The sequence below is a fragment of the Pseudomonas sp. AN3A02 genome (assembly GCF_011765255.1).
Classification (GTDB): domain Bacteria; phylum Pseudomonadota; class Gammaproteobacteria; order Pseudomonadales; family Pseudomonadaceae; genus Aquipseudomonas.
Genome location: NZ_JAARNI010000002.1, coordinates 266,473 through 279,139, shown reverse-complemented (window position 1 = coordinate 279,139; position 12,667 = coordinate 266,473). Strand labels below are relative to the sequence as shown.

Sequence of the window (12,667 nt, the reverse complement as noted above, 5' to 3'; positions counted from 1 at the left end):
GTCCTTTTTTATTAGAGAGGTGCGGATACCTCTGTAGGAGCGAGCTTGCTCGCGATGGACGTTAACGATGACGCGGGCATTCTGGATGACCGCGGCGCTCTCAGGTCCTTCGCGAGCAAGCTCGCTCCTACAGTGAAGCGGTGAGGCTTTAGATGCCTTGTGGGGTCTCTTCGCCACCCAGTGCTTCCACCAACGCCGGCAGGAAGTCACCAAACGTCAGCATCATCAGGGTAAAGCTGGCGTCCTGTTGGCCCAGTGCTTCGTCGCCGCCGTCCTGTTCCGCCTGATCCTGCAGCAGGTCTTCGAACTTCAGGCGCTTGACGGTCATTTTGTCGTCCAGCATGAAGGACAGCTTGTCCTGCCAGGCCAGGGACAATTGGGTCACGACTTTGCCGGTGGTCAGGTGCAGTTGGATCTCTTCGCCGGTCAGGTCCTGGCGTTTGCAGCGCACGATGCCGCCGTCTTCGTGGGTGTCGCGCAGTTCGCATTCGTCGAGGACGAAGAAGTCATCGGCCGGCTTCTGGGTGGTGACCCAGTCGGTCATGATCGCGGTTGGCGCGGTTTTCACGGTCAGCGGACGTACCGGCAGGGTGCCGATCACTTCACGCAGGGTGGACAGCAGGTCTTCGGCGCGTTTCGGGCTGGCGGAGTTCACCAGGATCAGGCCCTGTTTCGGCGCGATGGCGGCAAAGGTCGACGAGCGACGGATAAACGCCCGCGGCAGGAAGGCCTGGATGATTTCATCCTTGATCTGGTCGCGTTCCTTTTTGTAGACCTTGCGCATTTGCTCGGCTTCGATCTCTTCGACCTTTTCCTTCACCGCATCACGCACCACGCTACCCGGCAGGATACGTTCTTCCTTGCGCGCAGCGATCAGCAGGAAATCACCGCTGACGTGTACCAGTGGCGCGTCTTCGCCTTTACCGAAAGGGGCGACGAAACCGTAAGTGGTCAACTCCTGGCTTGCACAAGGGCGCGCCAGTTTGGTGGCCAGTGCAGTTTCCAACGCCTCGGCATCAACAGGCAGATCTTGGGTCAGGCGATAGATAAGCAGGTTTTTGAACCACATGGGGTGAGTCTCTCCTTATATACAAAGGGGGGCATTATTCTCCTCATGGCGCCATAGGCCAACCCTCGCTAAGCCATTGGAAGGCCTGAAAAAAATTATTTAAGAAAGTGCTTGCCAGACCATGGGTCGCTCCGTAGAATGCGCGCCACACCGAAAGTGAAGGGTGATTAGCTCAGCTGGGAGAGCGTCTGCCTTACAAGCAGAATGTCGGCGGTTCGATCCCGTCATCACCCACCATTCGCTTTTTAGTGTTACGCGCAGCGGTAGTTCAGTCGGTTAGAATACCGGCCTGTCACGCCGGGGGTCGCGGGTTCGAGTCCCGTCCGCTGCGCCATATTCGGTCACCTGGAACGCTGAACGCCAGGTACCACAGGAAGCCCGCTCATTGAGCGGGCTTTTTGCTGTCTGGGGTTTGCCAAAACCGCCGGTCTAAAAAGCGCCCCCGATCATGTGCAGTGATCGGGGGCGTTTTTTTATTGGGTTTAGAAATCCCAGCGGGTGGTGACCATAAAGTTGCGCGGCTCACCATAAGCCGCGGAGTTATAGAAACCGATGTTGGTGTAGTAGGACTTGTCGAAGATGTTGTTGACGTTCAGCGTCGCCGACACGTTCTTGGTGATCTGGTAGCGGGTCATCAGGTCCACCAGCCAGTATGCCTCCTGGGAGAATTCTTCATAACCGCCATGGGGGTTGTTGTAGATGTCCTGCCAACCCACGCTTTGCCAGCGTACGCCACCGCCGACGGTCAGCTTGTCCAGGTCCCCTTTGAGCTTATAAGTGGTGTACAGCTTGATCTGGTCTTCAGGCTCGAACGTGGAAATCTTCAGGTCCTGGTCGTCACGCACCACCTTGTGCGTGTAGCCGGCCTGAATCTGCCAGCCCGGGCTCAACTCGCCGGACACTTCAAGCTCGTAGCCCTTGGTCACGGCCTTCGTGCCTTTATAGGCATAGTTCTGCGGCGTAGGTTTCAGGTTGTTGTAGTCGTCGTCGGAAACGGCCCGATTGTTTTCATGGATCTCGAAGTACGCCGCGCTGGCGTTCAGGCGTCCGTCGAAGAAATCAGCCTTCATGCCCAGCTCGTAGTTTTGGCCTTCGTCCGGCTCAAGCAACTGGTTTTGCCGGTCGCGGTTGTAGTTCTCCTGGGGCATGAAGATATCGGTGTAGCTGGCGTAGACCGAGTAGGTGTCATTCAGGTCGTACACCACGCCGACATAGGGTACGAAGCGTCCGGTCTCGCGGTAGGACGGGTTATTGCCGGTCAGGTGGTAATTGACCACGCGGCCACCGAGCAGCAGCTTCAGGTCATCGGCCAGGTTCAGGCGCGTGGTCATATAGGCGCCGGTCTGGCGAATGGTGTCGTCGATATATTGCTGCGGCGCGCCCCAATCGGGTTGGGTGGCGTGGCCGTGCCAGTTATTGAAGTCCACCATGTTGGGGGTGAGGTTCCAGTAACCCTTGCCGTTCCAGTCCGAAATGCCGATGGAGCCGCCCACCACCAGCTCATGCTCGCGGCCGCCCAAGCTGAACGGGCCGCTGGCATACAGGTCGGCGGAGTCGCTGACAGTCTCCCCGGTGTATTTGCCCGAAGTGATATGTGCGGTGCCATCTGCCCGTGGCTCATCGCCCTGGATCGAGCCCATCAGCGCGTGGTAGCTGTTGATCTTGTGATCCAGTTGCAACTTGGTGACCCAGCCATTACCCAAGTCATGCTCGAGCATGGCGAAGGCGGTGGGGGTGTATTGCTCCCAACTGCTCCAATTGGCCGCGTTGTTAAACGAGCGCTTTACGCTATTGCGATCGCCATTGGCGTTGATCAGCGGGAAGCTGCCGGACCAGCTTGAGGCGGTGGGCAGGCTGTCCTGATAATCGCCGCCCACGGTCAGCATCGTGTCTGGGGACAGGTCGAACTCCATGATGCCGTAGTACACCGGGCTTTTGCGCGAGTAACGGTCCATGAACGAGCGCTTGTCCTGATACGCCGCGACGGCCCGGCCACGCACGTTGCCGCTTTCGGTCATCGGGCCGCTGACGTCCAGTTCGCTGCGATAGTTGTCCCAAGAGCCCGCGCCGAGGCTGGCATGGCCCTGGAAGTCAGCCGTGGGTTTCTTGCGCACCAGATTGATCGTGGCGCCCAGCGAGCCGGCACCGGTGAGCAGACCCGTGGCGCCTTTAAGCACTTCGACCCGATCATAGATCGCCATGTCGCTCAGGGTATTACCCGCTGAATAGGCGACGTTGCGCGCGGTGGAAGGAATGCCATCGTACTGGAAGTTGTTGATGGAGAAACCGCGGGCGTAGTAGTTGGTGCGATCGGTGTCGAAGGCCGACACGGTGATGCCCGGGGTGTGGCGCATCACGTCGTCGACGTTATTCAGACCGAAGTCATCCATGTGTTTGCGGGTGACGACGGTCACCGATTGCGGGGTTTCCTTGGGAGTCAGCACCAGCCGCGTCGCCGTCGCGATGCTGCCGGGAGTGTAGGAATCAGTGCCTTCGGTAACGTTGCCCAGCTGGTTGGCGCTTACCTGCGTCGGGCCCAGTTCCATGGCATCGGTAGCCGCGGGGTTAGCTTCCAGCGCGTACACCTGATCACTTTTGATCACGCGATAGCCGCTGCCCTGTAACAGCCTGTCGAACCCTGCGTCCACGCTATAAGTGCCTTTCAACCCCGGCCCATTCAGCCCCTGCAGATTCTGGGACTGGAACACAATGGCTACGCCCGCTTGCTGGGCGAACTGGTTGAGTGTGGCGCCCAGCGGCCCTGCAGGTATGTCGTAGGCTTGGGCCGCAACGTTTACCGTCTCGGCCTGGGCCAAGTGGGTATTGAGCAGCGTCGTCGCGAGTAGTGTGAGGGTCAGCGGCGCGCTACTCAGCAGGCGTCTGCGAGGCTTGGAAGGGAAGGGCATGGTGAGGGCAGTCCTTTAGTCATCGATATACCTTCCTTGACGGGCAACCCGAAAAAAAGCGGAAGCAATGCGAATAATTATTTTTTGCTCTCGGTATCCGGGCTGACAATTATCAGCCATGGGGTAAAGGTTTTCAGCTTGATCGGCAGGGTTTGAGCCAGCATCTGCAAGGTGCGGTCGGTGTCATCCAAGGGAAGTACCGCCGAGACCTTGAGGTTCGCCAGTGCGGCTCGATCAAACTGCAAGTGGCCCGAACGGTGACGGGCGATCTCATCCAGCACTTCCGGCAACGGCCGGTTGTCGACCACCAGTTGATGGCGGCGCCAGGCCCCATTGATGCTCGCCGTATCGATGCTGCCGGAGAGGCGCACGGCATCCATGCTGAGCCGCGCCTGCGAGCCTGCGTCCACTTCCAGCGTCTGCTGGCCATTCGCGCTTTGGGCGGCAACGCGGGATTCGAGCATGCTCAGCACAGTGACGTCATCTTCGCGCCTGACCACAAACCGTGTGCCCAACGCACGCAGGGTGCCCTGGGTCGTCTGCACCACAAACGGACGGTCGCCGTCGTGGGCCACTTCCACCAGGATCTCGCCTTGTAGCAGTTCAATGCGCCGCTGCCGGCTGTCGAAATACAGGTTCGCCGCACTGATGCCGTTCAAGGTCAGCGTGGAACCGTCTGCCAGGCGCAGGGTTTTCCATTCGCCGGGGCCGTTGTGCACATCGGCCATCCACTGTTGCGGATAAGGGCTGTAGAGCAGCGCTGCGGCGGGAAGGGCCAGGCTGCAGGCCAATACCAACGCGCGGACGTAATTTTTGCGGGCTTTCCCCTGCCGAGGAAAGGCCGCACTCAAGGCCGCCCGGGCCGGTGCTTTTCGCCCACGCAGGGCCTGCACTCGCGCAATCACGTCTTCCATGCGCGCCGCTGAAGCCGCGTGTTGCGGGCTTTGCTGCTTCCAGCGCTCGAACGCCTGCCGCTGGGCCTCGGTCAATTCGCCTTCGTGCAGACGAATCATCCATTCGGCGGCTTGTTCGTCGATCTGTTGGCGGGAGTCGGGCATGTGCGGTTCAGATATCCACGCTGTGGCTGCAATGCAGCAGGGCCTGGATCAAATACTTGCGTACCGTACGTTCCGACAATTTCAGGTGGCGGGCGATTTGCTGCTGGGTGAGGTCTTCGAGGTAATACAGCACAAACGCCTGACGCACATTGTCGTGCATGCCTTCAAGAATGAAGGCGATGTGCTCAAGGGCTTCCAGGGTGGTGTGGATCTGTTCCGGCGACTGAAAACCTTCCAGGGTTTCCACCGTCAGCATCAATTCCTGAAGGTAGGCGTGCTCAATCTGCTTGCGCCGGGCCTGGTCGATGATCAGCCGCCTGGCGGTGGTGCTTAAATAGGCGCGGGGCTCGCGGATGCCGGTCACCGACTCCCGTGCGTGCAGAATCCGTGCAAAGGTGTCCTGCGCCACGTCGGCGGCGTTGTGGGTACAGCCCAGTTTTCGGCGCAACCAAGTGAACAGCCAGCCGTGATGCTCGCTGTACAGCTCGGTAATCTCCCGTTGGAACGGCGGTTCACCCACAGACATAAGGCGCAGCTCAGGTGTTATTGAGAATAATTGTTAATTGTGGGGCCAAGGCTTGTGCAAACGCAATAGACTCGCGTTTGCGTCCAAAACGCCGGTTTTGCGGGGTTCGCAGGGTTGAAGGCAAAATATTTTGAATAAATTGCATTTAAATCATGACATTACGAAAAATTACTATAGAATGCGCCCCACACCGAAAGTGAAGGGTGATTAGCTCAGCTGGGAGAGCGTCTGCCTTACAAGCAGAATGTCGGCGGTTCGATCCCGTCATCACCCACCATTCGCTTCCAGTGTTACGCGCAGCGGTAGTTCAGTCGGTTAGAATACCGGCCTGTCACGCCGGGGGTCGCGGGTTCGAGTCCCGTCCGCTGCGCCATATTCGGTCACCTGGAACGCTGAACGCCAGGTACCACGAGAAGCCCGCTCATTGAGCGGGCTTTTTGCTGTCTGGGGTTTGGGTTTAGAAAAACTCGTCCAGCAAGCAGTAGAACGCGATGCGCTGCTCATCGGGTTCGACGCCGTACTGCTCGAAGAACGGCGCCACCCAGGCCGCTCCGAGATTGCGCTCGATGCTACGGGCGGCCAGTGCAAGGTCCTGATAACGGTCACTGATGCCCAGGCGGCCGCAATCGATGAAACCACTGAAGTGATCGCCCTCAGCCATGAAGTTTGGCAGGCAGGCATCGCCGTGGGTCACCACCAGGTCATGGGCGGCGGGGCGCGTCGACAGCAGTTCGGCGAATACATCCGTGGCGGTTCGGCCCAGGCGTTCATCGTCGAAGTCGGTCTCGTCAACCAGCCCTGCGTTCACGCGATTACCGGCGGCCGCAATACGGTGTTCCAGTGAGTGGTCGAACGGGCACTGTGCAATCGACACCTGGTGCAGGCTGCGCAGTGCGCTCGCCACCAGGTGGATGACCTGCGGCGCAGATAGGTCGCTGGCGCCGGCCAGATCCTGCCCCGGGACGGCGCTCATCAGCAGCCAGTGGCGATGGTTTTCCGTGAGCACATCCAGCACGGCAGGCCCAGGCAAGTTCGATTGCTGGAGCCAGCGCAGCCGCTTGATCTCGTCGGGCAACTCGGCGTGTGGGCCGATGGGCTCGGATTTCAGGAACAGATCCTCACCGTTGTCCCGGAGCAGGCGGAAGACGTCGGCTCCCGACTCGCCAATGGTCTGTGGCTCGATGAGTGCGTTGGGGAATTGGTCACGCCATTTTTTTGGAATAGTCATGCGCGCATTCTTCCATTTTCTTCGTATTGCTTCCATCCAGCGCATCCTGGCGCCGTAAAAACACCAAGACCACCAAGGCCGTGACCAGCGTGAAACCAGCCAGTAGTTGGAGCAATGTGTTGAACCCGGCCGTGTAGGCCGCGCGCAATTGCGCCAGCGGAATCGTCGTGCCGGCCTGCAGGACATCGCCCATCACCAGCGCTTGGGCAATCACCGAAACATCCGCCGCTGCGCTCCCGCGCAAGTGGTGCGCAACCAATGCGCCCAATACCGCCATCGTAATCGCCAGCGCCACGCCTTCACTGGCCACGCGGGTGGTATTGAAAATCCCCGCCGCCATTCCCGCACGCTCCTTGGGCACCACGCTGATCGCCAAACCATCCATCAAGCCCCACGGCAGCCCGGTGCCGATTCCGATGACCAGCATCGCAGCGACAGTCTGCCCAGGCTGGTGGGCCAGGCTTAATCCCCACAGGCCCGCCGCTGCGATCAGCAAGCCAATGGCACACAACACACCTGCCGACAGCCAGCGCGTCAGCGCTGCGGCGATCATCGGCACCACCAGCATCGGTGCCGACAACGCCAGCATCATCAAACCCGCGTCCAGCGCGCTTGCGCCTTCCACGCCGATAAACCGCAGGGGCAGCAACACGATCAACACGATGTAGCAGTAACAGGTGCCGATCGGCAGGAGCTGCACGCCAATAAAGCGCGGGAAGCGAAACAGCCGCAGCTCCAGCATCGGTTGGCTTGAGTGATTTTCGACGAGGATAAACACCAGCAAAAACACTGCCGCCGCTATCAGCAGAGATTCAACCATCAGCGATGACCAGCCGTGCTCCGGGGCGAGGATCACCGCCGTGGTCAGGGCTACCAGCATCGCGGAAAACGTCAGTACGCCTGATGTGTCCAGCCGCAGCGCTTGCGGGTCGCGGCTTTCGCGCATTTTGGGCGCGGCAAACAGCAGCGAAATACCGGCCAATAGTGCGGTGCCGAGAAAAATCGAGCGCCAGCCCCAGTGTTCGATCAGCACCCCCGACAGCAATGGCCCAAACGCCAAGCCTGCACCAAACGTAGTGCCCAGCAAACTGAAGGCGCGGGTACGTGCATGGCCGTCAAACTCCTGTGCCAGCGCCGCACAGCCACTGGCCAGTGCCGTGGCTGCCGCGACGCCCTGCACACCACGCAACACATCCAGCCAGAAAATTCCCGGTGCCACTGCCAGCAACAAGGAGACCACGGTAAACAGCGCCATGCCCCACAAAAAAAGACGCTTTCTCCCATACAGGTCGGCGAGGGTGCCGGCGGCCATCAACAGGCTGCCGAAACTCAGCATGAACGCGTTGGTGATCCACGCCAGTTGGCTGGGCTGGGCGGCAAATGCCTGGCCGATAAAAGGCGTGGCGACGGCGCCACCGGTAAAGCTCATGGGCAATACCAGGGCAGCCAGGCAAATTGCGGCCAGGATGGAGTATCGGCCATGGGCGGGCAACGATTCGGTTGTAGTGTTCATAGGGATATTCCCGCGATTCTGAAGGTTAAAAGACTCTAATCAGGATGCAATCACGGATAAACGGGCTTACATTCCGTTCATAACGGACGTTATGGATGCAATGACATGACCGATAACCTGAGCGGCGTGATCGCCTTCGTCAAAACGGCAGAGGCCCTGAGCTTCACCGGTGCGGCCCGGGCAATGGGGATTTCCGCGTCGGCGGTGGGCAAGAATGTCGCCAAGCTTGAGGCGTCACTTAATGTTCGGCTGTTGCACCGCAGCACGCGCAAGGTCAGCCTCACCGCCGAAGGCCTGCTGTTCTACGAACGGTGTCGGAAAATTCTCGATGATTTGCAAGACGCCCGCGCCATGCTTTCCCATGCGATGCAGGCGCCCCGGGGCAAGCTGCGGGTCAGCCTGCCCACCATCGGCTATCGCTTCCTCTTTCCCCACATGATGGCGTTCCGCAAAGCCTACCCGGAGATCGAGCTGGAGCTGGATTTCAACGACCACCTGGTGGACGTGATCGAAGAGGGCTTCGACGTGGTCATCCGCAGCGGCGGCCTCGCAGACTCGACCCTGATGGCCCGCAAACTGGGACCGTTCAGGTTTGTGCTGTGTGCATCACCCGATTACCTTCGGGCCAACGGTCGGCCGGAGTCCTTGAGCGATTTGGAGCATCATCCGTGTTTGCGTTACCGCTTCGCCACCACTGGAAAAATCATGGACTGGACCTTATCCGCCAACCCGGCCATTACCCAGTTGCGCCTGCCCACCGCCCTGACCTTGAACAACATGGAAGCCATGCTCCGGGCCGCGATGGACGGCCATGGGATTGCCTACGTGCCAGACTTCCTGGCCCGCGAAGCACTCGCCCAGGGCCAGCTTGAAATCGTGCTCGACGGCGATTCCGACGATCAGGGGCAGTTCTGGGCGCTGTGGCCGTCCAGCCGGCATCTCTCGCCGAAGATCCGCGTGTTTGTCGACTTCGCTGCCGCGCACCTGTTCACAAGCCCACCAGTCGGTAGCCCACCTGCAACTCGGTAATGAAGTACTGCGGCTGGGCTGGGTCGGCCTCCAGCTTCTGCCGCAGATGCGCCATATGCACCCGCAGATAGTGGGCGCGGTCCACGTAATCCAGGCCCCACACTTCGAGCAATAACTGCCGATGGGTGAGCACCCGGCTCTGCCCGCGAATCATCGCGCACAGCAGGCGGTATTCGATGGGCGTCAGGTGCACCGGCAGGCCTTGGCGCCACACTTCATGGGTCGCCAGGTCCACTTCGATATCACCAAACGCCACCTTGCTGGTGGCCGCCACGGTGCCGGTTTGCCCGTGCCGACGCAGTTGCGCACGGATGCGCGCGAGCAACTCGGGCACGCCGAAGGGCTTGGTCAGGTAGTCATCGGCGCCGGCGTCCAGTGCGGCGACTTTTTCCTCTTCGCGATCCCGCGCCGACAACACCAGGATCGGTACCGCCAGCCAACCCCGCAGCTCGCTGATCAACTGTTTGCCGTCGCCGTCCGGCAGGCCGAGGTCGACGATTACCAGGTCTGGCTGGCGGCTGGAGGCGTGGATCAACGCGCGCTTGACGCTGTCGGCTTCGAACACCTGGAAGCCCTCATCCTGCAGGGCAATGCCGACAAAACGGCGGATATTGGCCTCGTCTTCAACAATCAGAATGCGTGCAGTGCTCATAGGGCGTCCATTGGGGGCGGGGTGCCCGCCGGTAAAGTGATGACGAAATGCATGCCGCACTCGCGGCCGGGTTTGGCTTCGATGCGCCCGCCGTGGGCTTCGACGATGCGTTTGGCCAGGGCCAGCCCCAGGCCGATCCCGGCGACCGAGGATTCCTGCTGGCCACGGGCAAACGGTTCGAACAGATTGGCCGGCGCGCTGCCCGTGCCAGTGTCGCTGACTTCCAGCAGGATGCTGTCCGAAACGGCGCGGGCGGCCACGGTAATGACTGTGCCCGGCGGGGTGTACTTGGCGGCGTTATCCAGCAGGTTGACCAACACCCGTTCGATCAATAGCGCGTCGACTTCCACCAGCGGCAATTGCGGGTCCAGCGTTGTGTGCAGCACATGCCGGGCCAGTGGTTCGCGCAACTGGCGCAGGGCGCTGCCGACGATTTCCTCCAGCAAATGCCATTGCCGGTTGAGCCGCACGCCGCGCTCTTGCATGCGGGCCATGTCCAGCAGGTTTTCGATCAGGCGTTGCATTGAGGTCGCCTGCTCATGAATACCGTGTAGCAACTCGGTCAGCGGGCCCGGCGGTGCATGGGGCAGGGCGGTGTCGGCGGCGCCGATCAGTGTGGTCAGGGGCGTGCGCAAGTCGTGGGAAATCGCCGCGAGCAAGGTGTTGCGCATCTTCTCGCCTTCCATCTGCACCAACGTGCTTTGCGCCACTTCGACAAAGTGCACGCGCTCCAGGGCAATCGCCAGTTGGCTCATGCAGGCTTCCAGCAGGCGGCGTTCTTCGGGCTCGTTGAGGCGTTCGCTTTGCGCCAGTTCCAGCACCAGCACGCCGCGCACGCGCATCGGCGCCTTGAGCGGCAGGTAGCAACCCTTGGCGGCGGACAAGGTGTCGGTGCCCTGGCCGGCGGATTGGCCGTGATCGTAGGTCCATTGAGCGATGCTGTCGTCGATCGGCAACCCGCCCGCCCCCACGCTGTGCACACCATCGGCGGCGTCCGGCAAGGCCAGGCCGACCCGTGCTTCGAACACGCCGCTGAAGGTGCGCAGCGCCACTTCGCTGATCTGCTCCACGGTCAACGCCGCCGACAGGTCCCGGGCCAGGCGTGCCAGTGAGGTTGCACGGCGTTCTCGAGCGGCGGCGGTGCGCGCTTCGTGGCGCAGGCGCGCGGTGAGTTGCCCGGTGATCAGGGCGATGCCGAGCATCAGCGCGAAAGTGAAAAAATACTGGGTGTCGTTGACGGTAAATGAGTAGCGCGGCTGGACGAAAAAGAAGTCGAAACACAGCACCGCCAGCATCGCCGCCCACACGCCGGGGCCGCGTCCAAAACGCAGGGCCACCAGCACCACCGTGAGCAGGAACAGCATCACCACGTTGGCCAGCTCGAACACTTGCAGCAGCAGCGAGGCGATGGCGCTGGCGGTGAAGCAGGCGAGGGTGGCCCAGAGGTAGGCCAGGGTTCTGCCGGGCGCTGGCGTGGGTTTTTCAATGGCTGGTGCAGTGCCCGGCAACACGCCGTGGGCAATCACGATCTGGTCGATCTGCGGATGGTGCCGGCTGATCCGGTCGCCCACCGACTGGTGCCAGAACCGCCATGCCCGGCGCGGATGATGGCCGAGCACAAGGCGATTGGCATTGTGTTCCCGGGCACAGGCGGCCAGCGCTTCGGCGACGTCCATGCCCGGCAATGTTGCGGTGTCGGCGCCAAACTCGCTGGCCAGGGCCAGGGTTTTCATCGCCGTGAGGTAACGCTTGGCGCCGCGCCCCTGGGCGGAGGCGACGTGCACCACGATCCAGTCCGCCTCAAGCTTTTGCGCCAGGCGTGCGGCTTCACGCACCAGGCGCTCATCACCGGCGTCACCGGCCACGCCTACCAGCAACCGCTCGCGGGCGGGCCAGAGGGTCTTGATCGATTGTTCGCGACGGTACACGCGCATCTGCGTGTCGACCCGGTCGGCGGTGCGGCGCAGGGCCAGTTCCCGCAGGGCCAACAGGTTGCCCTTGCGGAAAAAATGCCGCGACGCGCGCTCGGCTTGGGGGCCCAGGTACACCTTGCCGTCCTTCAAGCGTTGCAGCAGATCATCCGGCGGCAGGTCCACGACGATCACTTCGTGGGCGTTGTCGAACACATGGTCCGGTACGGTTTCCCGTACGCGAATGCCGATGATTCCGCTGACCAGATCGTTAAGGCTTTCCAGGTGCTGGACGTTGAGGGTGGTCCACACATCGATGCCGGCGCTGAGCAGTTCTTCCACGTCTTGCCAGCGTTTCGGGTGGCGTGAGCCGGGCACGTTGCTGTGGGCCAGTTCATCCACCAGCACCACGGCGGGATGGCGTTGCAGGGCGGCGTCGAGGTCGAATTCGGTGAGGGCAAAGTCGCGGTGCACACGGTGGGCGCGGGGCAGTTGTTCGAGGCCGTTGAGCAGCTCGGCGGTTTCCTGGCGGCCGTGGGTTTCCACCACGCCGGCGAGTACGTCGCGGCCCAGGCTGACTTCCCGTTGCGCCGCATCGAGCATGGCGCAGGTCTTGCCCACCCCGGCGTTGGAGCCGAAGTAGATACGCAATTTGCCGCGCAAGGCGGCCTGTTCTTCCTGCTGGACCCGGGCGAGGAGGGCGTCGGGGTCGGGGCGTTCTTCGTTTAATGCGGGCATGTCATTCCTCAAATGGACTGTAGGAGCGAGCTTGCTCG

Annotated in this window: 9 protein-coding genes, 4 tRNA genes and 1 pseudogene; 6 read left to right on the top strand and 8 right to left on the bottom strand. The window is 61.3% G+C overall.

The annotated features are described in order from the left end of the window. Positions 1-54: 54 nt before the first annotated feature. A pseudogene (locus tag HBJ59_RS31840) lies at positions 55-135 on the top strand (outer membrane lipoprotein carrier protein LolA); the annotation flags it as partial. Between the two features lie 13 nt (positions 136-148). Here the strand turns inward: HBJ59_RS31840 and rdgC are convergent. Beyond that, positions 149-1,069 (bottom strand): recombination-associated protein RdgC, encoded by a 921-nt coding sequence (gene rdgC, locus HBJ59_RS10985; RefSeq protein WP_008430455.1) that lies wholly within the window; start codon positions 1,067-1,069, stop codon positions 149-151. A gap of 161 nt (positions 1,070-1,230) precedes the next feature. Between rdgC and HBJ59_RS10980 the strand changes: the two genes are divergently transcribed. Then, positions 1,231-1,306, top strand: a tRNA-Val gene (locus tag HBJ59_RS10980). Positions 1,307-1,326: 20 nt separating this feature from the next. Further along, positions 1,327-1,403, top strand: a tRNA-Asp gene (locus tag HBJ59_RS10975). Positions 1,404-1,551: 148 nt separating this feature from the next. Here HBJ59_RS10975 and HBJ59_RS10970 read toward each other — a convergent pair. From HBJ59_RS10970 to HBJ59_RS10960, 3 genes are all read right to left on the bottom strand, one after another. After that, positions 1,552-3,975: a TonB-dependent siderophore receptor gene (locus HBJ59_RS10970; protein ID WP_167663557.1), complete on the bottom strand. Its 2,424-nt coding sequence runs from the start codon at positions 3,973-3,975 to the stop codon at positions 1,552-1,554. A gap of 77 nt (positions 3,976-4,052) precedes the next feature. Then, entirely contained in the window at positions 4,053-5,033 is a 981-nt protein-coding gene (locus HBJ59_RS10965) for a FecR family protein (RefSeq protein ID WP_167663556.1), read from the bottom strand. A gap of 7 nt (positions 5,034-5,040) precedes the next feature. Beyond that, positions 5,041-5,559: a sigma-70 family RNA polymerase sigma factor gene (locus tag HBJ59_RS10960; RefSeq protein ID WP_167663555.1), complete on the bottom strand. Its 519-nt coding sequence runs from the start codon at positions 5,557-5,559 to the stop codon at positions 5,041-5,043. Between the two features lie 201 nt (positions 5,560-5,760). Between HBJ59_RS10960 and HBJ59_RS10955 the strand changes: the two genes are divergently transcribed. Further along, positions 5,761-5,836: transfer RNA gene (locus HBJ59_RS10955), tRNA-Val, on the top strand. Between the two features lie 19 nt (positions 5,837-5,855). After that, positions 5,856-5,932 (top strand) — tRNA-Asp (locus tag HBJ59_RS10950). A gap of 84 nt (positions 5,933-6,016) precedes the next feature. Here HBJ59_RS10950 and HBJ59_RS10945 read toward each other — a convergent pair. Then, positions 6,017-6,787 (bottom strand): APH(3')-II family aminoglycoside O-phosphotransferase, encoded by a 771-nt coding sequence (locus tag HBJ59_RS10945; RefSeq protein ID WP_178124262.1) that lies wholly within the window; start codon positions 6,785-6,787, stop codon positions 6,017-6,019. After that, the gene (locus HBJ59_RS10940) at positions 6,762-8,300 is read right to left on the bottom strand and encodes an MFS transporter (RefSeq protein WP_256670825.1); all 1,539 of its coding nucleotides are present in this window, start codon (positions 8,298-8,300) and stop codon (positions 6,762-6,764) included. The genes HBJ59_RS10945 and HBJ59_RS10940 overlap by 26 nt, the downstream gene beginning before the upstream one ends. Positions 8,301-8,405: 105 nt before the next feature. On the opposite strand from HBJ59_RS10940, the gene HBJ59_RS10935 reads away from it, so the two are divergent. Next, complete coding sequence (locus tag HBJ59_RS10935) at positions 8,406-9,329, top strand: LysR family transcriptional regulator (protein WP_076015286.1); 924 nt, start codon at positions 8,406-8,408, stop codon at positions 9,327-9,329. Here HBJ59_RS10935 and HBJ59_RS10930 read toward each other — a convergent pair. Then, positions 9,289-9,981, bottom strand: a complete 693-nt coding sequence (locus tag HBJ59_RS10930; protein ID WP_003219430.1) for a response regulator — start codon at positions 9,979-9,981, stop codon at positions 9,289-9,291. The genes HBJ59_RS10935 and HBJ59_RS10930 overlap by 41 nt on opposite strands. Further along, positions 9,978-12,629: a sensor histidine kinase KdpD gene (locus HBJ59_RS10925; RefSeq protein ID WP_167663553.1), complete on the bottom strand. Its 2,652-nt coding sequence runs from the start codon at positions 12,627-12,629 to the stop codon at positions 9,978-9,980. Before HBJ59_RS10925 ends, HBJ59_RS10930 begins: the two co-directional genes overlap by 4 nt. Positions 12,630-12,667: the final 38 nt, after the last annotated feature.